20 protein-coding genes are annotated in these 20,743 nt (G+C 58.3%); 5 read left to right on the top strand and 15 right to left on the bottom strand.

The genetic code is table 11. From position 1 onward, the window contains the following. Positions 1 to 61: 61 nt before the first annotated feature. The 6 genes from fdh3B to AC2FNU_RS01195 all read right to left on the bottom strand — a co-directional run bounded on the left by fdh3B (position 62) and on the right by AC2FNU_RS01195 (position 5,684). Entirely contained in the window at positions 62 to 658 is a 597-nt protein-coding gene (gene fdh3B, locus AC2FNU_RS01170) for a formate dehydrogenase FDH3 subunit beta (RefSeq protein WP_039530246.1), read from the bottom strand. 17 nt (positions 659 to 675) lie between these two features. Further along, the gene (locus tag AC2FNU_RS01175) at positions 676 to 3,570 is read right to left on the bottom strand and encodes a formate dehydrogenase subunit alpha (protein ID WP_496784332.1); all 2,895 of its coding nucleotides are present in this window, start codon (positions 3,568 to 3,570) and stop codon (positions 676 to 678) included. 104 nt (positions 3,571 to 3,674) lie between these two features. Then, positions 3,675 to 3,863: a ubiquinol-cytochrome c reductase iron-sulfur subunit N-terminal domain-containing protein gene (locus tag AC2FNU_RS01180; protein ID WP_496784333.1), complete on the bottom strand. Its 189-nt coding sequence runs from the start codon at positions 3,861 to 3,863 to the stop codon at positions 3,675 to 3,677. 58 nt (positions 3,864 to 3,921) lie between these two features. Next, entirely contained in the window at positions 3,922 to 4,533 is a 612-nt protein-coding gene (locus tag AC2FNU_RS01185; RefSeq protein WP_496784334.1) for a TorD/DmsD family molecular chaperone, read from the bottom strand. A gap of 3 nt (positions 4,534 to 4,536) precedes the next feature. Then, positions 4,537 to 5,133 carry a DUF3306 domain-containing protein gene (locus tag AC2FNU_RS01190; protein ID WP_496784335.1) on the bottom strand — a complete coding sequence of 199 codons (597 nt, stop codon included), beginning with the start codon at positions 5,131 to 5,133 and terminating at the stop codon, positions 4,537 to 4,539. Next, positions 5,130 to 5,684: a DUF3305 domain-containing protein gene (locus AC2FNU_RS01195; protein ID WP_496784336.1), complete on the bottom strand. Its 555-nt coding sequence runs from the start codon at positions 5,682 to 5,684 to the stop codon at positions 5,130 to 5,132. Before AC2FNU_RS01195 ends, AC2FNU_RS01190 begins: the two co-directional genes overlap by 4 nt. A 263-nt stretch (positions 5,685 to 5,947) precedes the next feature. Between AC2FNU_RS01195 and AC2FNU_RS01200 the strand changes: the two genes are divergently transcribed. Continuing rightward, the gene (locus AC2FNU_RS01200; protein ID WP_496784337.1) at positions 5,948 to 7,900 is read left to right on the top strand and encodes a 4Fe-4S binding protein; all 1,953 of its coding nucleotides are present in this window, start codon (positions 5,948 to 5,950) and stop codon (positions 7,898 to 7,900) included. Here AC2FNU_RS01200 and AC2FNU_RS01205 read toward each other — a convergent pair. Then, complete coding sequence (locus AC2FNU_RS01205; RefSeq protein ID WP_496784338.1) at positions 7,894 to 8,622, bottom strand: hypothetical protein; 729 nt, start codon at positions 8,620 to 8,622, stop codon at positions 7,894 to 7,896. The genes AC2FNU_RS01200 and AC2FNU_RS01205 overlap by 7 nt on opposite strands. Here AC2FNU_RS01205 and AC2FNU_RS01210 point away from each other — a divergent pair. From AC2FNU_RS01210 to AC2FNU_RS01225, 4 genes are read left to right on the top strand one after another with little or no spacing between them, the layout of a single operon-like run. Then, positions 8,621 to 8,758: a hypothetical protein gene (locus AC2FNU_RS01210; protein ID WP_171182819.1), complete on the top strand. Its 138-nt coding sequence runs from the start codon at positions 8,621 to 8,623 to the stop codon at positions 8,756 to 8,758. The genes AC2FNU_RS01205 and AC2FNU_RS01210 overlap by 2 nt on opposite strands. Further along, positions 8,755 to 9,816 carry an Mrp/NBP35 family ATP-binding protein gene (locus AC2FNU_RS01215; RefSeq protein ID WP_171089523.1) on the top strand — a complete coding sequence of 354 codons (1,062 nt, stop codon included), beginning with the start codon at positions 8,755 to 8,757 and terminating at the stop codon, positions 9,814 to 9,816. The genes AC2FNU_RS01210 and AC2FNU_RS01215 overlap by 4 nt, the downstream gene beginning before the upstream one ends. Further along, positions 9,813 to 10,508 (top strand): biotin/lipoate--protein ligase family protein, encoded by a 696-nt coding sequence (locus AC2FNU_RS01220; protein ID WP_496784339.1) that lies wholly within the window; start codon positions 9,813 to 9,815, stop codon positions 10,506 to 10,508. Before AC2FNU_RS01215 ends, AC2FNU_RS01220 begins: the two co-directional genes overlap by 4 nt. Beyond that, the gene (locus AC2FNU_RS01225; protein WP_496784340.1) at positions 10,508 to 10,987 is read left to right on the top strand and encodes a DUF6505 family protein; all 480 of its coding nucleotides are present in this window, start codon (positions 10,508 to 10,510) and stop codon (positions 10,985 to 10,987) included. The genes AC2FNU_RS01220 and AC2FNU_RS01225 overlap by 1 nt, the downstream gene beginning before the upstream one ends. Here the strand turns inward: AC2FNU_RS01225 and AC2FNU_RS01230 are convergent. The 8 genes from AC2FNU_RS01230 to acs all read right to left on the bottom strand — a co-directional run bounded on the left by AC2FNU_RS01230 (position 10,984) and on the right by acs (position 20,382). Then, positions 10,984 to 11,484: a flavin reductase family protein gene (locus AC2FNU_RS01230; RefSeq protein ID WP_496784341.1), complete on the bottom strand. Its 501-nt coding sequence runs from the start codon at positions 11,482 to 11,484 to the stop codon at positions 10,984 to 10,986. The genes AC2FNU_RS01225 and AC2FNU_RS01230 overlap by 4 nt on opposite strands. A gap of 88 nt (positions 11,485 to 11,572) precedes the next feature. Further along, complete coding sequence (locus AC2FNU_RS01235; RefSeq protein WP_496784342.1) at positions 11,573 to 12,985, bottom strand: 3'-5' exonuclease; 1,413 nt, start codon at positions 12,983 to 12,985, stop codon at positions 11,573 to 11,575. 2 nt (positions 12,986 to 12,987) lie between these two features. Continuing rightward, on the bottom strand, positions 12,988 to 13,506 hold the full coding sequence (locus AC2FNU_RS01240; protein ID WP_496784343.1) for a hypothetical protein: 519 nt from the start codon (positions 13,504 to 13,506) through the stop codon (positions 12,988 to 12,990). 24 nt (positions 13,507 to 13,530) lie between these two features. Beyond that, positions 13,531 to 15,354, bottom strand: coding sequence for a putative nucleotidyltransferase substrate binding domain-containing protein (locus AC2FNU_RS01245; RefSeq protein WP_496784344.1), 1,824 nt, complete (start codon positions 15,352 to 15,354; stop codon positions 13,531 to 13,533). Between the two features lie 108 nt (positions 15,355 to 15,462). Further along, positions 15,463 to 17,247: a sodium:solute symporter family protein gene (locus AC2FNU_RS01250; protein ID WP_171089537.1), complete on the bottom strand. Its 1,785-nt coding sequence runs from the start codon at positions 17,245 to 17,247 to the stop codon at positions 15,463 to 15,465. Positions 17,248 to 17,262: 15 nt separating this feature from the next. Then, on the bottom strand, positions 17,263 to 17,547 hold the full coding sequence (locus AC2FNU_RS01255) for a DUF4212 domain-containing protein (RefSeq protein WP_171174533.1): 285 nt from the start codon (positions 17,545 to 17,547) through the stop codon (positions 17,263 to 17,265). 179 nt (positions 17,548 to 17,726) lie between these two features. After that, positions 17,727 to 18,410, bottom strand: a complete 684-nt coding sequence (locus tag AC2FNU_RS01260) for an adenylate kinase (RefSeq protein WP_496784345.1) — start codon at positions 18,408 to 18,410, stop codon at positions 17,727 to 17,729. 7 nt (positions 18,411 to 18,417) lie between these two features. Beyond that, complete coding sequence (gene acs, locus AC2FNU_RS01265; RefSeq protein ID WP_496784346.1) at positions 18,418 to 20,382, bottom strand: acetate--CoA ligase; 1,965 nt, start codon at positions 20,380 to 20,382, stop codon at positions 18,418 to 18,420. Positions 20,383 to 20,743: the final 361 nt, after the last annotated feature.

A 20,743-nucleotide genomic window follows, 5' to 3' on the forward strand; every position in this document is an offset into this window, starting at 1 on the left:
AAATCCCTGATCAGGCGACCCACGGATGCGGGTCGCCTGTTTGGTTCATGGAAAAGCGGCCTTAGCCGTCTTTCTGGTCGTAGGCGGTGCCCCAACCCCAGGCGCCCGAGCCAAACCCGCGCGCGACGACGCGTTCGCGGTAGATGGCCGAGACCACGTCGCCGTCACCGGCGAGCAGGGCTTTGGTGGAGCACATTTCGGCGCAGATGGGCAGTTTGCCCTCGGCGATCCGGTTGCGACCATATTTGGCGAACTCTGCGGTCGAGTGCGTTTCTTCGGGACCACCGGCGCAGAAGGTACATTTGTCCATCTTGCCGCGCGATCCGAAGTTGCCCGCCTGCGGGTATTGCGGTGCGCCAAACGGGCACGCGTAGAAGCAATAACCGCAGCCAATGCACAGGTCCTTGGAGTGCAGGACAACCCCTTCTTCGTTCTGATAGAAGCAGTCGACCGGGCACACCGCCATGCAGGGCGCATCCGAGCAATGCATACAGGCCACCGAGATCGAGCGTTCACCCGGGTCACCGTCATTGATCGTCACCACCCTGCGGCGGTTCACGCCCCACGGCACCTCGTGTTCGTTCTTACACGCGGTGACGCAGGCATTGCACTCGATGCAGCGTTCGGCGTCGCAGAGAAACTTTGCTCTTGCTGCCATTTTTCTCTTCTCCTCCCTTACGCTGACCAGATTTTGCAGAGAGTCGCTTTGGTCTCCTGCATCTGGGTCACGGAATCATAGCCATAGGTCTGGGCGGTGTTGGTACTTTCACCCAGCACATAGGGATCGGCACCTTTCGGGTATTTCTCCCTCAGGTCTTCACCCTGGAAATGGCCACCAAAGTGGAACGGCATGAAGGCCACGCCGGCACCGACCCTGTTGGTCAGCATCGCCATCACCTTGACCTTGCCACCTTCAGGACCTTCGACCCAGACCTGTGATCCGTCACGAATACCAAGGTTGTTGGCATCGCGCGGATTGATCTCGACGAACATGTCCTGTTGAAGCTCGGCCAGCCACGGGTTGGACCGTGTCTCATCGCCGCCGCCTTCATATTCGACCAGACGACCAGACGTGAGGATTATCGGGTAATCCTTTGAAAAGTCGTTCTTCTGGATCGAAGCATAAAGGGTGGGCAGGCGATAGGCATGCCGGTCCTCGTAGGTCGGATAGTCCTCTACCAGATCGCGCCGGTTGGTATAGAGCGGCTCGCGATGCAGTGGGATCGGATCCGGGAAGGTCCAGACAACCGCGCGGGCTTTGGCGTTCCCGAAGGGCGCACAGCCATGCTTGATCGCAACCCGCTGGATACCGCCTGACAGGTCGGTTTTCCAGTTGGTCTCTGGCCCTGCAACGGCGTCAATGGCTGCACGTTCCTCAGCCGTCAGATCTCCGTCCCAGCCAAGATCCATCAGCATCTGCATCGTGAATTCAGGGTATCCATCCTGAATTTCCGATCCAACGCTATAGACCCCTTCGGCCAGCAGGTTGTCGCCATCGCGTTCCACGCCAAAACGCGCGCGGAAGGTCAGGCCACCTTCGGCCACCGGTTTGGACATGTCATAGAGGTTTGGAGTACCTGTATGACCCATCTCCGGTGTTCCCCAGCAGGGCCAGGGCAGGCCGTAATATTCGCCGTCGTTTGGTCCACCAATGGCTTGCAGCGTGGTTCTGTCGAACGTGTGCTGGTTTGCCATATGGCTTTTCAGACGTTCCGGAGATTGACCGGTATATCCGATGGTCCAGAGACCCGCGTTGAACTCACGTGTAATGCTTTCAACATTGGGGGTTTCCGGATCGTCCATCTCGATATTGCGGAACAACCGATCCGCCCAGCCGAATTTGTTGGCGAACTTGGCCATGATGACCTCGTCCGGCAGACTTTCGAACAGCGGATCAACCACCTTGTCGCGCCATTGCAGCGACCGGTTCGAGGCCGTGACCGAGCCACGGGTTTCGAACTGCGTACAGGCGGGCAACAGGTAGACGCCATCGGTGCGGTCATGCAAAACGGCCGAGACGGTTGGATACGGGTCGATCACGACCAGCATGTCCAGCTTCTCCATCGCCGTCTTCATTTCCGTCATCCGGGTCTGCGAGTTGGGCGCGTGGCCCCACAGAACCATGGCGCGGACGTTGTTGTCCTGATCCATGTTGGCCGGATCTTCCAGAACACCATCGATCCAGCGAGAGACCGGGATGCCGCGCTCATTCTGCAGCGGTTTATCCTTGCCCTCCTTGTCCTTGATTGTGGCGAACTGGCCTGCCAGCCATTCAGGATCTTCACCCCAGACACGGGCCCAGTGACCCCATGCACCCTTCGACAGGCCGTAATAGCCGGGCAGGGTGTGGGACAGAACACCAAGGTCCGTCGCGCCTTGCACGTTGTCATGACCACGGAAGATGTTGGTGCCACCGCCCGACGTGCCCATGTTGCCCAGAGCAAGCTGAAGCACGCAGTAGGCGCGGGTGTTGTTGTTGCCGTTGGTGTGCTGCGTACCACCCATACACCAGATCACGGTGCCGGGGCGGTTGTTGACCATGGTACGGGCAACGCGCTTGAGTTGCGAGCCGGGCACACCGGTCACACGCTCGGTCTCCTCCGGGTTCCAGTTGGCAACTTCGGTACGGATTTGATCCATACCCCAGACACGGGTGCGGATGAACTCTTTGTCCTCCCAACCGTTGTCAAAGATGTGCCACAGGATACCCCAGATCAGCGCAACGTCTGTGCCGGGGCGGAACCGGACATATTCATCCGCATGCGCTGCGGTGCGCGTAAAGCGCGGGTCGCAGACGATCAGCGGGGCATTGTTCTGCTCTTTCGCGCGCAGAACATGCAGCAGCGAGACGGGGTGCGCCTCGGCCGGGTTGCCGCCGATGATGAAGATGGCCCGAGAGTTATGGATGTCGTTATACGAATTGGTCATGGCGCCGTAGCCCCATGTATTCGCAACACCCGCAACCGTAGTCGAGTGGCAGATACGGGCCTGATGGTCCACGTTGTTCGTGCCCCAGTAGGCGGCGAACTTGCGGAACAGATAGGCCTGTTCGTTATTGTGCTTGGCCGAGCCCAGCCAGTACACGCTGTCCGGCCCGGATTCCTGACGGATGTTCATCATGCCGTCGCCGATCTCGTTGATCGCCTGTTCCCAGCTGATGCGCTTCCACTCGCCGCCTTCCTTTTTCATTGGATACTTGAGGCGACGCTCGCCATGGGCATGCTCGCGGACCGAAGCCCCCTTGGCGCAGTGTGCACCCAGGTTGAACGGGCTGTCCCAGCCGGGTTCCTGCCCGACCCAGACACCGTTTTGCACTTCGGCAACGACGGTACAACCGACCGAACAGTGGGTGCATACGGATTTGATATTCTCAACGGCGGTGTTTGCCGCTGTTTGGGCGCTGGCTGGCGTCACGGTTCCACCCGTGGCGCTGATCGCGGCAAGGCCGCCGATCGTCAGGCCCGAGCCACGCAGAAACGCGCGGCGATCGACGGTTTTTTCGCCGACCTGGGACAGGATACTTGTCCGCTGGGGGCGTCTCGCAACCCCGTTGGTCTTTTTCCTAAGCATTGTTTTCCTCCCTTGCGCGCCGTGTCAGCCACGGCTGGCTTGGTACTGCTACGTCCGACGTCAGGGCCAATCGCAACCGTCAGTCGGGGGTGACGTCGTCCGGGTTAGAACCGGGCGCTGTCGAGGTATGCGCGGGTGTGCGCGGTGTCCTGCATCCGGGTCTCGTCCGTCGGCAGCTCGGCTGCTTCGGCTTGACCGCTCAGGCTGGCGGCGGCGACGGCAGCAGGCGCTGCGGTTCCGGCCAGTTTGAGGAAGTCGCGGCGGGTTGCGCCTTCTTCCTTTTTCTTGCTCATGGGCTCCTCCTGTCCCAATTGCGGTTTGATGCCAGTGACGGCACCGGTGAATGGCGGGCTAGGCCGCCGTCATTCGGAACGCCTCGCGCTCGATCTCCATGAACACACGACCGGCAGTACCGACCGACGCATAGAGAACCGACGCTTCGGCGGCTTCCAAATCCGAGTAGAAATGTGCGGCCCAGGGGCCGATATGTTTGTTCCAGAACGTTTTCTGGTCTTCTAACGTCGCCGGCGATCCGAAACGGCCAACGATCATGCCCGCCATCATCTCCATCAGCGAGGCAATGTTGTCTTCGGGTTCAAATACGTTCTGCGCACGGGTGATCCCGCGTACAGCCATGTCATTACGCAACTGCGCCAAAGGTTTTTCGTTCAGGAACCCGGTCAGGTAGAAGCTTCCGTAGGGCAGCAGTTCACCACGCCCCAGTCCGATGAACAACGCGTTAAACTCACGTTCTGCGGCGGCGGGTTTGGTGACTTTGGCGACACGTGCCATAGCCTGAATGGCCTGGCCCAGATCAGTGTCATCTCCGCTCAGGCCAGCCATCTGGTCCAGAAGCAGCTGATCTGGCGGGCCAGCCAGAAGCAAGCCCAGAAAATTGTAAAAATCCGCGCGCAGCCGATCCTCGGCTGAGATTTCCATGTTTTGCGCGTTACTTGCGGTCATTCGCTATCCTTCGAATTCAAATCTCATGCGGCGCGGGGCCGGAGGCATTTCAATTTCGTCCTCAATCTCAGTTACTGATTCTGTCTCAGCCACCAACACGTCTTGGGCAGGGGGAGTGTCATTCGGGGCAGGCGCATCTATCGCCGGATCAGGGGTAGGCTCATCTTCAAGGGCGAACTCGTACTCAGGGGGCTCTTCAGCCGCCGCCAGCGCTTCGACATGGGCCAGCATACCCTTGCCAACCTGATACGCTGTCTGGAGGTTTTCGATCACACAGGCCGCGTCTGTGTAGTCCTCGCCATAGTCGACCAGTCCGTCGACGTTGGCCAGAACAGGGTTCAGCCGCCACAAACGCCGCAAGGCACGGCGGCGCAGACGGTCGGGCACAGCTTTGGCCATGAAACCCGATACATCATCTCCCGGCTGCAACGTTTCGGGGTCCGGAAGATCAAATTCTGCCAACAGCTCAGCGTCGCTTTTTTCCTCAAGTTCCGCATGCTGTGCCGCGATGGCCTGTTCTTCAGCCGCGATGACCTCTGCCTCGGCTTCAGCCTGAACGGCTGCCTTGCGTCGGGACCAGAAGTCGCGGGCCTGCGTCATTGCACAACCCTCCGCGGCGCGCGGTACACATCCGAGGCTTGCCTGATCCGTGGGTCGCCTTTGCCGTCTTCAACCAGATCGGTACGCTTCTTGTCCCGCCGACGCTTGATGAACACCTCGTCCTTATGATGCTGAAGGGTGAAATCCCGCACCCAGGCAATCAAGCCTTCGGTCATGGGGATTTTCTCGACTATTTCCTCGCCGGTATCGGCATAGTCCTGCCCTTCGAACGGTGAGGCCGTAATGAGAACCGCGTTCAGCGGCACGTCGCCCTGCAATTCGTCGCGCAACACCAAATAGAGAGAGGGTTGACCGTCGGACAGGTTCACCATGTAGGCCTCGGTCTCATCCGCCCAAAGGGTTAAGGGCAGGGTGGCCGCGTGGTATTCCACCGCGTCGCCCTCACGACGCAATTCCTGCCAATCAGCAGGGCCGGCGCCGGGCAATACAGCGACTGCACGCCAGTTCCATCGGGCCCAACGCGTGACCCCGGGCGTTTTGCGTACGATGACGCCAACCGGCATTTCGATCTGGCTTGCGGCCTTGGCCACTGGCTCCTCCCCGAAAGGCTCTCCCCTGCCTTTACATGAACACTATGGTACACAATTTGTGTTTGTGCCAAGCCTGCGCCCTAAGACTTTGGTCGTAGGTTTGGGTCGCAACTGCGTGATTGAGGCCAAAAACACTTTTGTTTCCTTTGATTTTAGGTCCGAATGCTGGCTGGCAAACGGTTCGCGACAGGGGGTTGAAGTTGCCGTGCCCTGCGTACAGCCTAAGCTTCATGGGATCAGGAGAGCGTCCTGCGGGAGGAATAATGGGAACCAAAATACTGCTATGCGACTGCGCTGGAACTCAGAATTTGGATCCCGACAGGATCGAAAGCGCCTGTGGTGTCAGCTGTTCCAAGATACACACGGCGCTTTGCACAACCCAACTGCAATCCGCCGTCGAGCTGATGCAGGAGGGAGAAACCATAATCGCCTGCCTGCAGGAACAAGAGGTGTTCCAGTCTCTGGCAGAAGATCTGAATATTGAAATGCCCGGCTTCTTTGACCTGCGCGACCGTGCAGGCTGGTCTGAGCAGGGCGCAGATGCGACGCCCAAAATGGCTGCGTTGGCCGCTGAGGCGCTGTTACCGCAACCCGTGACGCCCAGCGTTGATGTCATAAGCGAAGGGACCTGTTTCATCATTGGCCCCGGCGCGGTGAGTTTTGATCTGGCAGAAAGGCTGGCCGGAACCTTGGCCGTGACTGTTCTGGCGACAGATCAGGCAGAGCCAATCTCGCGCGCGTTTGACGTGATACGCGGGCAGGTGAAATCAGTATCCGGAGCGCTGGGCGGTTTTTCACTTCGGCTGGATGCATTGCAGCAGGTTGAACCAGGTGGGCGAGGCGCTTTTACCTGGACTGACCCGAAGGATGGGGCGCAATCCACTTGTGACATCGTTCTGGACCTTTCGGGGGGCACGCCGTTTGTTCAGGCCCCTGCCAAGCGCGAAGGGTACCTGCGAGCCGATCCAAAAGACGCGGTGGCGGTAGAACGTTTGGCTTTTGAGGCCGCACAGCTTGTTGGAACATTCGAAAAACCCTTGTACGTGCGGCTGGAAGAAACCCTCTGCGCCCATTCGCGGGCGGAGCAGGTGGGCTGTTCAAACTGTCTGGATGTCTGCCCAACCGGTGCAATAAACCCGGCGGGTGATCATGTGAGCATTGACCCGATGGTGTGTGCTGGTTGTGGTGCATGCGCCGCGTTGTGCCCTTCGACTGCGATCACCTACGAGGACCCGACCGTGTCGGCGCTGCTGTCCCGGATGCACATCCTGGCGCGCACCTATCGCCGTGCGGGTGGGGCCGCGCCCCGGTTGCTTGTCCATGATGCGCATGGGGCCGAGATGATCCGGCTGGCAGCGCGTTTTGGGCGTGGATTACCTTCGGGCGTTATCCCACTGGAACTAAATGTAATATCAGGTTTTGGCCACGCCGAGATGTTGGCTGCTTTGGCGCATGGATTTGCCCGTGTTGATGTGTTGCTTGCACCGACGACAGAGCGGGACGCACTGGACCGTGAGATTGCGTTGGCACAAGCCATTGCCGGGCCCGGTGGAATTGGTCTGATTGATGAGGCTGATCCGGACGCCATGTCTGATCTGCTTTATGGTCAGGACGTCCCGCTGCCACTGGCCGATCCTGTTCTTCCGCTGGGCAACCGTCGACAGATCACACGCTTGGCAGCGCAGGCGCTAAATCCGCAGGCCGAGGCTCCATTGCCTCTGCCCGAAAACGCGCCTTACGGGGCGGTGGCGGTCAACACGGACAGTTGTACCCTGTGCCTCAGTTGTGTGTCGCTCTGCCCGTCGGGGGCTTTGATCGACAACCCGGACAAACCGCAACTCAACTTCCAGCAAGATGCCTGCCTACAATGTGGGATGTGCAAGACGATCTGCCCTGAGGATGCGATCACTCTGGTCCCACAGCTTGACCTGAGCGATGCGGCCCTGTCCCAGCAGGTGCTCAACGAAGAAGAACCCTTTGCTTGTGTCGAATGCGGCGCATTGTTTGGGGTGAAATCTACGGTCGAGCGTATCATGGAGAAGCTTTCCGGCACGCATCCGATGTTTGCCAGCTCGGATCAGGCGCGGATGATCCAGATGTGTGACAATTGCCGGGTGAAAGTGCAGTTCCAACAGCAGGATAACCCGTTCCAGTCAAAGCCCAAGCCTCGGGTTGTCACGACCGACGACTATTACTCAGACAGAAAGGATCATTGAAGCTGCAGCGGAGCGCCCAAATCTGCGGCTTTCATCCGCGAGACAAACGCAAGGATTGCGTCGAGATCGCCCAGGGTCATTTCTACAGGATAGATCGGAGAGGGGCGTTCGGGGTCAAAAGGCGGCGTCAGACCGTCAATCTGTGTAAACGAGGGGTGGGGGTTGAGCGCAAAAAACGCCTCAAACCGTTCCGACCAATCCGGCATGGCGCGCAAGACGGCAAAGGAAGGGGTCGAACCCAGCCCGTTCATTCGGTTCTTTGGCCCGATCACGTGACACCGTCCGCAATGCGTCATCGACAGTTCTTCGCCAAGCAAGGTGTCGCCATCGACGGCCTCGTCTGCCTGAGTGACTTTCAGATCGAAGCTGACGGTAAAGGCGCCTCCCTGAGAGGGCGCAAAACTCTCGACAGTGCGTTTGCCGATATCCGAGAGCAGCCAGTCGCGAAACCGGGCCTGACGCTTTTCGTCTTCAATGCTCAGGTGATACACCACGCCGTCACGGGCAAAGACGCGATCACCCGGCGGCGCGGAATTAAGCACCATAACACCCGCATCGTCCGCAATAACGCGTATCCCGGTCTTGAGAGAGAAGCGAGGAAGAATATGTTGCAACAGACCCGAGTCTTTCACCTCGGCCGGGGCCGCAAGGCCAATCGCCTCCTGAGACAAGGAGGGGGTGGCAGAGAACGTCAGGCTCAGGCACAAGAGGGCAAAGCGCATGGCTCAGCCTAACGGGGCGGGGCGCGGTGCGTCAAATAAACTGAAAGAGACGGAGACACATGCAATGAGCGGCGACCAGACAATGGTGATGCGCACGCCCCTGTCAGCAGGGCACATCGAAGGAAACAAGGCATGAGTGTTCGTGACGCGGTTCTGGCGAACCTGAAAAAGATCACCGACCCGGTTTCGGGGCAGGATATTGTCAGCGCAGGCATCGTGCGTGCGCTGAACGTTGAAGGCGACACAGTGCGCTTTGTGCTTGAGATCGACCCGAAGCACGCTGAAAAGATGGAGCCTGTGCGCGCGACGGCAGAGAAAGCCGCGCAAATGGTTGACGGTGTGGCCAATGTTTCGGCCATGATGACCGCGCATTCCGACAAAGCGCCGCCGGATCTGAAACCGAAACCCAAACCGTCGCAAACCGGGCCGCAGGCCGTCCCCGGCGTAGACCGGATCATTGCTGTTGCTTCGGGCAAGGGCGGCGTTGGTAAGTCCACTGTCTCGGCAAACCTTGCCTGTGCGCTGGCGGCTGAAGGACGGCGCGTGGGTTTGCTGGACGCGGATGTCTACGGACCATCGCAGCCCCGGATGCTGGGTGTGTCCGGTCGCCCGGCCAGCCCTGATGGCAAGACCATCCTGCCCTTGCGCAATCATGGCGTGACCATGATGTCCATGGGGCTTATGACTAACGAAGGTCAGGCCGTTGTTTGGCGGGGTCCGATGTTGATGGGCGCGCTGCAACAGATGATGGGGCAGGTGCAGTGGGGCGCTCTGGACGTTCTGATCGTCGACCTTCCGCCCGGCACCGGCGATGTGCAGTTGACGCTGAGCCAGAAGTTTCAGGTGGATGGGGCCATCGTGGTTTCGACCCCGCAGGACGTGGCTCTGATCGACGCCCGCAAGGGCATCGATATGTTCAATCAACTCAAAACCCCGATCGTGGGCATGATCGAAAACATGTCGACCCATATTTGTTCCAACTGTGGGCATGAAGAGCATGTGTTTGGTCATGGCGGTGTTGCATCCGAGGCTGAATCGCTTGGAGTGCCGCTGCTGGGTGAAATCCCGCTGCATCTGGACATCCGCGTGGCCGCCGACGGTGGTGCACCCATCGTGGTCAGCAAACCTGACAGCCCACAGGCCGAGTCGTTCCGCAAGATCGCACGCGACCTGATCTCGAACGGTTTCGCATGACCCTGCCGGTCTTTCCCCCTTTGTTGACGGGGCACCCGGTTCAGGGTGGGGAAGACCCGTTCGACCGCGCGCAGGCTATGGCCGCGTTAGGGTGTGATGCAGGAACCGTCGTCTACAACATTCAGGCCGACCGCCTGCGTGTTGCCATCGTCTTTGCGCCTGAAGTGCCGCTGAAGGACGCAATGGCGATGCTGCCGTTGTGTGCTGTGGGATTTCAGAATGCGCTGGGCGCTCTGGCCCCGCCAGAGGTTGCTGTGCATCTGGGCTGGGATGGATTGATTTGTGTGAACGGTGCGAAATGCGGGATGTTTCGAGTTGCGGCGTCGAGCACAACGCCCGATCAGGAGCCTGACTGGCTGATTGTTGGATGGGAATTGGCGCTTTTGCAAACCGGCGAAGCACCGGGCGCAACACCGGATGTCACCGCGCTTTATGAAGAGGGCTGTGCAGATGTTTCCGCCACGCAGTTGGTGGAAAGCTGGTCGCGTCATACGTTGACTTGGCTGAACCGCTGGCAGGAAGACGGCAACGCACCACTGCATGCCGAATGGATGGGCTTGCTGCGCGGTGTCGGTGATCCACTTGACGATGGCGGAGTTTTTCTGGGCACTGACGAGCGGTTTGGAATGCTGATCCGGGATGGGTCGGATACGCGCCTACGTCCCCTTACCGAGGTTTTGGAGAACGGATGATGAAACTGGCCCGCGCAATCCATTTCGACGAAAGCGATATGAATGTGTTTCATTCTCCGGCGCGAACTGGCGAATGGTGTGTGTCTGGCGGGTTCGAGTTTTCGAACTGGAGCGACGCCGATCTAGAGGGCAAGGCACGGCAGGCTTTCGCAAATGGCTGGTTAGGTCTGGAAACCTTTGGGCGTGTGACATTTGTCGCCGTGACGCAGATCGAACCGGCAGAGAAAGATCAGATCACGCGCAATCTGGCCGAACATTTCGTGCAATTCTACGGCGCGCCTTCAGTCGAGGCGGCAATGGGCGTCGCACAATCCGAAGTCGATCACATGTCTGACCTGTGTCAAGACCATGCTGCCAATACGCTGCTGACCGTGGCCCGTGAGTTGAGCGAATCTGGTGTGCACGAAAGCTATCGTGTCATTACGCCCCAGGATGCCCAGCTTGAGGCGCTGGCCGTGCACGGGTCGTTGGACGACTAGATCAGGTCGACAAACCCGCCGAATTGGCCGCGTTTAAAGATCAAACCCTTGCCGGTGCGGTACATCACCTTTTCCACTTGGCCGACAATAATCAAATGATCGCCAGCGTCGTGCCGCGCGTGCAGACGGCAGTCAAACCGCGCCAGGCACTGCGCCAGCTGCGGTCGACCGGTCTCGTCCTCGGTCCAGTCTGCGTGTGAGAAGTCCGTACCGTCACGCGCAAATCGCAGCGCCTGCTCTTGTTGATCCTGTGCCATCACATGAATCGAATAGTGTTCGCAGCTGCTGAAAGCGTCGAAACGGAACGATTCCTTGGCCAGACACCACAACACCAGCGGCGGGTCCAATGAGACCGAGGCAAAAGAATTCACGGTGATCGCGTGCGGTCCACCTTCGGTTTGCGTGGTGATCACGGTGACACCGGTGCCGAAGCATCCCAATGCCTCGCGAAAGGCGGGGCTTTGATCCGGGGTCGGTATGAAAGTCTTTTCCGTCATTGCGCGCGTCTTCCTTGGCCGCGCATCAGGTGCCACGCGTGGCTCGGATTGTCCATGAAAAGCTGATTGCTGATTGCAATTTAAGCCGTCAGTTCAAGTCTTCCAGAAGACGACCGTGTTTTCGGGTTTCCATTATGACTTCGCCAAAGGTTGTCATGCCGCGCGCCTGTAGGATCGGCAGCATCTTGATCAGGGCCTCAGCCGTAGCAACCGCATCGCCAAGCGCCGTGTGACGCAGGGCTTCCGGAATGGTGATTTCCAGCCGTTCGCAGAGCGCGTCCAGCGTGTGCGTGTCGCTGGCACCAAACAGCACGGCAGACAGTAGAACAGTGTCTAGGATCGGATGATCCCACTCGACTTCCATGCGCTGAGCGTGACGACGTAGGAACGCCATGTCAAAAGGTGCGTTATGCGCCACGATCACGGCATCGCGGGCGAACTGGTGAAACACGCGCCCGGCCTCAGTGATGTCCGGGGCGCCCTGAACCATACGGTCACTGACTTTATGTACCTTGGTCGAAGCAGGTGGAATCGGAATGCCCGGATTGACCAACATGTCCAGGTGCTCGCCCTGAACGATCTTGCCATTCAGTACGCGTACTGCGCCGATCTGAACGATTTCATCTTTGTGCGGTAGCAGCCCGGTTGTTTCCGTATCGAAGACCACGAAACACAGGTCAGACAAGGTACGATTCTCGAACGCGTCGTCCCCGGGTGTGTCGAGAAGTTCAAAATCATAAACCAGCGGCCGCGCCTCATCAGGTGATATTTGGGCAGCGCTGTCTTCGAAGACCAACATATAGCCGGGCGCGTCCCCAAGAGGTTTCATCCGCGCGGAATAGGTCTGACGACCATCAACACTGGACAGGGTGCAATAAACGTCCTTGCCGGTTTTGCACAGTTTGGCATAGGCGTCCGTGAGGCCCGTGGTCTCAATGTATTCAAAAAGCGAAGCATTCAGGCGGGGATGTGCGATCTGGGCCAATACCTCGGCGGCCTGACCGTCATAAAGCACGATCTGGTGTTTTGGGCTGGCCAGCAACATCGCGACAGGAATCTCGGTCAACAGGGCGGTAAGGCGTTGTTTCTCAGCCGCCAGATGGGCGGTTTCCGAGGCTACGGCTTCGGCAGTTCGCATCGCATTTGACGCCACCTGTTCCGCCAGTCCCGCTGCTGCCGGGGCCAGATCGCCGAGATAACGCGCCGCTTGCATGTCCAGATCCGTGCTGACCCCTGCATGTGCGCGTGCCCGCAATTGAGCCGAGAGGCGTTCGATCGGCTTGGCAACATTGTCGTCGAACAACAGCCATACGCCAGCAATCAAAGCCAGCAAACCAAACGCGATCAGGATTTCTGCAAAGATGAAGTCGCTCAAAAGCCCGGGATCATCCGCTCGGGCATAGGTGATCCAAAGGGCAACTGCGCTGATCGCAATCCCTCCGAGTGCCAGCAGGCAGAAAAACAGAAAAATCCTGAGCCTCAGGCTCAATTTGGTGAGCATGATCAGACCCCGCAGGTGGTCTCGATAATTGGATCGTTGGCCTCGGCTGAAATCCAGTCCGCGTTAATCAAACGCCCGTCATCAGCGAATTCGACTCCGTCCGCCAAATTGGCGCGGCTATTCTCGACACAGTTTACGGCGACGGGCACTTCCGAAACCGGTGCCCAGCGACCATAATAATAGACGTAGACCAATCGTTGTCCTGGAACGTTCTCGTTGGTTAGCACAGACCCTTTGTTGATTGCAGTGAAGCGTTCGACAAATGGTACAAGAAAAGTCCACGGCCGGTAGTAGGACTTGTTTTCAACTTCTAGAACAATTTCCATACCTTCCGGAAGAGTATCAACAGTGCGGTCATACCACGAATACTCGCTGGCAATGGTCATGCCGATCATGCCCAGACCTGCCGCAACCGGAGTGGTCCATTTCGGCAAGCGCCCACCGGTCAGCTTGTTCAGCACAAGCACGACGCCCGCAAACGCGAAGCCCGCAAAGATAGTGCCGATCAATTCCAGAAACATGTGGTCTCTCCGTTCTTGGGGGTCTTAGCCCAGCATACCCTTACCGTGGCCAACCGCCGACTGCATCGTTTTTACCACAACAAACGCATCGCGTAGATGACTTCGCTCAAAGTCCGAGAGTTCGGACGGCGGAAGATAATTGTCGGGTTTTTCGCCTGACTTGACCAGCCGAACCTGATGCTCCAGCCGGGTTTCAGCGATCAGGTCGTAAGCGTCCAGCAGATCCCGAGCGCCAGACGGGCTAAGGACACCGCTGGCCTCAGCCGCTTTCAGGCGGGCGCGCGTGTTGGCTTCGGTCAACTCACCCTGCAATGCGTAGATCCGTGCCAGATCAACGATTGGGACGACGCCGTTGTGTTTAAGGTCCAGCGTGTTGCGATGTTCGCCCGAGCGGATTGTGGCAAATCCGCGTAACAGCCCCAGCGGAGGCGTATGTTTCAAAGAATTCGAAATCATATGCGCGACGAAGATGGAGTTTGCGTTTGCCGCTGCCAACGTGTCCGCCTGCAGGTCCGAGAACAACTCAAACGCCCCTCCAATAGGGCGCAGGTCGAACATGACCGAGGCCAGCATTTGCGCTTCGGGGCTTGGCTTGGCGATCCAGCCTTTGAAATAGTCGCGCCAGACGCGCACTGGCTGACACCAGCGCGGATTGGTCGCCATCATATCGCCGGGACAGTAGAAATACCCGCAAACGTCCAACCCATCCGAGACGATTTTGGCCAGTTGCGTGAAATAGGCCATGTCTGCGTCCGTCACGCTGTCATCCAGCATCAGACAATTGTCCTGATCCGACACGCCCGTTTGTTCCTGCCGCCCCTGAGACCCACAAGCAAGCCACAGGTAGCGCGCCGGGGCCGGGCCCAGTTTCGCTTCGGCGAGTGCCAGCAGGCGGCGCGTGACTGTATCCGCGATATCAGTGATCAGACGGGTGACAATTTCGTGTCGGTTTCCGCCGGCAACCAGTTGTACAAGAAGCTGCGGGATCTCTTCGGTCACGCGCGCCATTTCCTCGGCGGTGTCAGCTTGCGCTATGCGGCGCACCAGCTCTGCCGAGTTCACCGCCTGATAGTGGGTCAGATCGGTCTGGGTCACGATCCCAACCAAACGACCGCCTTCGGAAATCGGGATATGGCCAATGCCACGCTCCATCATGATGTGCAGCACATCCGACCCGATATCGCTGGGCGACAATGTAACCGGGTTCGCGGTCATGATTTCAGAAATGGGCGTCGAAGCGGGCAGGCCGTCTGCAACGTATTTGCCTGAGATATCCCGCAGGGTCGCAATGCCCTGCAAGCTGTCTCCGTCCGTGATGCAAAGCGACGAGATATGTTTGTCACGCATGATCCGCGCGGCATCCTGAACCGACGTGTCAGCGGGGCAGGTGGCCGGATTATGCGCCATCAGTACATCAATCGAGCTGGTGGCCAGGCTTTGCGGACCACTGCGGTCGCCACGTGTGCGGTCAAAGAACTTTGCCACAACATCGTGGTTATCGATCAAACTCCGCACCAGATCCGGCGGCAGAACCATCAGGACCGACGGCGTATGCGCGCGGGCTTTGGTGGCGGCTTTGCCATCTTTCAGCAGACCCCTTTCGCCGAAAGAGTTACGCAATCCAAGATGAGAGACGATGGCTCCGTTCTCATCAGTAATCTCAACCTGTCCTTCATAGATCACGAACACCCCGGGCAACTTGTGGCCCAGCTCGTAGACTGAGGCGTCTTCTTCAACTTCCCAGACCTCGATCTGTTTTACGATCTGATCCAGGGCGTCAGCAGGCAACGCGTCATAAGGGTGAACGGATTTCAGAAACCGGGCAATTTCATCATGGGACAGGGGCATGTTTTGTCTCCGGTGTTCTGGTTAAAAAATCCCGCCCAGTGGTGTGCCGGGCGGGAACAGTGGATCGAAAGACGCGGTCGAAGGCAAGAACCAACGACCGCATCAAGCTCATTTGTTCTGAGCTGCGCCCGCACCACGGGGAATGCGTACGCTTTCGACCAGATCCTTGATCTCCTGCGGAGTCTCTTTGGTCATGCCTGCAACAACGTAGGCAGTCGCAAAGTTGATCATCGCACCGATTGCGCCGAACGAGGTCGACTTGATCGGACCCAGCAGCGGGTCAGCATCGGTGAACGAGTTGGTGCCCGGAATGAACAACCAGCCTTTGTGCAGGAAGATGTAGACCAGGGTCACAACCAGACCAGCCAGCATACCTGCAACCGCGCCGGTGTTGTTGATGCGGGTCGAGAAGATCCCCATCATCAGCGCCGGGAAGATCGAGGCTGCCGCCAGACCGAATGCCAGGGCCACGGTTTGCGCCGCAAATCCGGGTGGGTTCAGACCCAGGTAGGTTGCAACAACGATGGCGACGGCCATTGCGATACGTGCAGCCAGCAGTTCACCCTTTTCAGAGATTTGCGGGTTGATCGCGCCTTTGACAAGGTCGTGGGACACAGCTGACGAGATCGCCAGCAACAGGCCCGCAGCGGTTGACAGAGCAGCCGCAAGACCACCGGCAGCGACCAGACCGATCACCCAACCCGGCAGGTTGGCGATTTCGGGGTTGGCCAGAACCAGGATGTCACGGTTGAACTTGGTCAGCTCGTTTCCAACCCAGCCTTTTTCTTCCGCGATTGCGGTCATGGCTTCGGACTTGTCGTTGTAGTACTGGATTTTGCCGTCACCGTTCTTGTCTTCCCAATCCAGAAGACCGGTTTTCTGCCAGGTTTTCATCCAGTCATAGCGCGGATCGGTGTCGATTTCCTCGACCGAGACAGCGCCACCGTCGATGCCACCATTGGGCCACATCATGTCGGTGATGTTCAGACGCGCCATTGCGCCAACCGCAGGGGCGGTCAGGTACAGCAGAGCGATGAAGACCAGAGTCCAGCCAGCCGACCAACGTGCGTCAGACACTTTCGGCACGGTGAAGAAGCGCATGATCACGTGCGGCAGACCGGCGGTACCGATCATCAGCGACAGTGTGAACAGAACCATGTTCAGCGTGTTCGAGTGGTGTGCTGTGTACTCGTTGAAGCCCAGCTCGGTCACGATCGCGTCCAGCTTGGTCAGCAGGGGCTCACCGCTGGCGGTGTCACCAAACAGACCCAGAGCAGGGATCGGCGTACCGGTCAGCTGCAGCGAGATGAAGATCGCCGGGATGGTGTAGGCTGTGATCAGCACGCAGTACTGAGCAACCTGGGTGTAGGTCACACCCTTCATCCCGCCAAACACCGCGTAGGCAAAGACCACACATGCACCGATCAGCAGACCGGACGTGTTGGATACCTCGAGGAAGCGGCCAAAGGCCACGCCCACACCGGTCATCTGACCGATCACGTAGGTCACCGAGGCAACGATCAGACAGATCACCGCCACAACGCGTGCGGTCTGGCTGTAGAAACGATCACCGATGAACTCCGAGACGGTGTATTTGCCGAACTTACGCAGGTAAGGCGCAAGCAGCAGAGCCAGCAGTACGTAGCCACCGGTCCAACCCATCAGGAAGGTCGAGTTGTCATAGCCGGTAAAGGCAATCAGGCCCGCCATCGAGATGAACGAGGCCGCAGACATCCAGTCCGCTGCTGTCGCCATACCGTTGGTGACCGGGTGAACGCCGCGACCGGCGGCGTAGAATTCTGATGTGGAACCCGCTCGGGCCCAGATCGCGATGCCGATGTATAGCGCAAAAGACGCGCCAACAAACAGCAGGTTGATGGTAAACTGATCCATTGTCCCCGCTCTCCCTTATTCTTCGTCTACGCCGAATTCGGCGTCCAGCTTGTTCATGCGCCAGGCGTAGTTGAAGATCAGCACCAGAAAGACCAGGATCGATCCCTGTTGTGCGAACCAAAAGCCCAGATCGGTTCCGCCGACGGCGATCCCCGACAGCAACGGACGCAGCAGAATGCCGAATCCAAACGACACCAGCGCCCAGATCGCGAGGCTGATGTAAATGAGGCGCAGGTTTGCTTGCCAATAGCCCTTATCGGCTTCGGACGCCTGCGCGGAGTTTGTTGAATGATCCGCCATTGCGGGTTCCTCCTTCGCTTCCTCGTTGGGCGGCCCGTGCCCAACTCCTCCAGTAACGCGGACCGCTTCTCGATATTGCCAAACGCCCCGTGACGTCCGGCGTAACTTCTCTGTTCCGCCAAGGCGGTTCATTGAAGTATTCCTTTAAGGATCAAGGCCTTGCGGCCAATCTCCTCCCCTTACTTCATCGCGCCGCTGACGATCTCCTCCAGGTCGCGGGCGATGTCTTCAATCTTGCCCATGGCATTGGTGCGTTTCAGCACGCCATGGCTTTCGTAATAGGTGATCAGCGGTGCGGTCTGCGCGTGATAGGCCGCCAACCGTGACGCCACGGTTTCAGCATTGTCATCGGCGCGACGCTTGAATTCAGTGTGACCACACTTGTCGCATTTGCCGTCTTCGGCAGGTTTCTTGAACGTGTCGTGATAGCCTTCGCCACAGCCGGCGCAGGTGTAGCGACCCGAGATGCGGATCACCATTTCTGCGTCTTCAACCTCAAGACTGATCGCGGCGTTGATCTTCTGATTGTTCGACGCGAGCAGCTCGTCCAGCGCTTCGGCCTGAACCGTTGTGCGCGGGAATCCGTCCAGAATGACGCCCTTGGCGCAATCCGGCTGGGCCATGCGGTCACGCAGGATGGCAATGACGATGTCGTCACTGACCAGATCGCCCGCTTCCATGACGGCTTTGGCGGCAAGACCGGCTTCTGTGCCTGCCGCAACGGCTTCGCGCAACAGGTCGCCGGTGCTGAGTTGAACCAGCCCGAACTTTTCTTCCAGCATTCGCGCCTGTGTGCCCTTCCCGGCACCCGGAGGGCCGAGAAGGATCAGAACGGCGGGTGTGGTGATCGTGGCAGCGTCCATCACATCCTCACTTGTTCGCGCGGTTTTCGATCAGGTCTTCGACAACCGACGGATCGGCGAGTGTCGACGTGTCACCCAAGCTGCCAAAGTCATTCTCGGCAATCTTGCGCAGAATACGGCGCATGATCTTGCCCGAACGGGTCTTGGGCAGGCCAGGGGCCCACTGGATCACATCCGGCGAAGCAATCGGGCCAATCTCGGTCCGGACCCAGGTGCGCAGCTCTTTCAACAGCTCGTCAGAAGGCTCGCGGTCATTCATCAAGGTGACGTAGCAATAGATGCCTTGTCCTTTGATTTCATGAGGATAGCCGACAACAGCAGCCTCAGCGACAGCAGCGTGAGCCACCAGTGCGCTTTCCACTTCGGCCGTGCCCATACGGTGGCCTGACACGTTGATCACGTCATCCACGCGCCCTGTGATCCAGTAATCGCCGTCTTCATCGCGACGGCAGCCGTCACCTGTAAAGTAGTAGCCTTTGTAATCCGAGAAATAGGTCTTCTCGAACCGCTCATGATCGCCCCAGACGGTGCGCATCTGACCGGGCCAGCTGTCTTTGATGCAAAGAACGCCTTCGACGCCATTGCCTTCGATCTCAACACCCGATTGCGGGTCCAGAACTACGGGCTCAATTCCAAAGAACGGCTTCATGGCCGAACCCGGCTTCATGGCGTGAGCACCGGGCAGGGGGGTCATCAAATGACCGCCGGTTTCCGTTTGCCACCATGTATCTACGATCGGGCATTTACCCTTGCCGACAACGTCGTTGTACCAGTTCCAGGCTTCGGGGTTGATCGGCTCACCCACGGTGCCCAGAGTACGCAGATCGCTGAGGTCGCATCTTTCGACAAACTCATTGCCCTGACCCATCAGAGCACGGATCGCGGTGGGTGCGGTGTAAAACTGATTGACCTTGTGCTTTTCACAAACCTGCCAGAAGCGCGAAGCATCCGGGAAGGTCGGAACACCTTCGAACATTAGCGTAGTCGCACCGTTGGCCAGCGGGCCATAAACGATATAGCTGTGGCCCGTGACCCAGCCCACGTCCGCCGTGCACCAGTACACATCGCCTTCGTGATAGTCGAAGGTGATCTCATGCGTCATTGAGGCATAGACCAGATAGCCGCCAGTGGTGTGCACAACGCCCTTGGGCTGTCCGGTAGAACCGGACGTATAAAGGATGAACAGTGGGTCTTCGGCGCTCATTTCGGCGGGTGCGCAGTAGTCGTCCGCCTCAAGCGCCATTTCGTTATAGTCATAATCGCGCCCGTCGATCCAGGTGGTCTGACCACCGGTGCGCTTGACCACCAGGCATTTCACACTGTCCTTGCAGTGCAGCAGGGCCGCATCCGCGTTGGATTTCAGCGGAGTCTTGCGACCTCCGCGGGGCGCTTCATCAGCAGTGATGACAACCTTCGCGTCACAGCCATTAACCCGTGCCGCCAGAGCATCGGGCGAGAAGCCTGCGAAAACAATCGAATGAATGGCTCCGATCCGCGCGCAAGCCAGCATGGCATAGGCGGCCTCGGGGATCATCGGCAGATAGATGACAACGCGGTCGCCCTTCCGCACACCGAGCGATTCCAGGATATTGGCCATCCGGCAGGTGCGGCGGTGCAGTTCGGCATATGAAATATGCTGCGCCGGATCATTTGGATCATCCGGTTCCCAAATGATCGCAGTTTGATCGCCACGGGTCTTCAGGTGACGGTCCAGGCAGTTAGCCGAGACGTTCAACGTGCCATCGGCGTACCAGTTGATCTTGACCGAACCAAAGTCGTAATTGACGTCCTTTACCGTTGAGAAGGGTTTGATCCAGTCGACGCGCTTGCCTTGTTCACCCCAGAACGTGTCTGGGTCACTGATCGAGGCTGCGTACATGTCGGCATATTTTGCGGCATCGACATGCGCACGGGCGACGGTTTCTGCGGATGGCGGATATGTCTTGGCATCTGCCTGGGCAGCGGTAGTCATCGTTGAGGCTCCTCCCTCTGGACTGGATTACGTTGGGTCGTTTTTGCCCGATAGTTCAGCAAAGTCGATCCCGTTCCTCCCCAATCGAAGTATTACCGGGTTCGGAAAATAAATAAATAAATTGCCGTAATCTTTGAATTTGTTTGTAAAGAAATTTTTACCAACTCTTCATATTTGTAAATATACAAGCTGAAGTTTGTAAAAATATATGTGAAACAGAGTGTTGCTTGTAACAACTACCTTCGGTTGTTTTATGCTGACACAGGGAAGTCCGACCTGGCTTCAACTTATTCTCGATGTCCGCACAGTGTATCAGCACGATCCTTAGGGTTGGCACATCTGAATGTTGGCGCTAGCTTCT

It is taken from the genome of Ruegeria sp. BHSB064 (genome assembly GCF_059613205.1).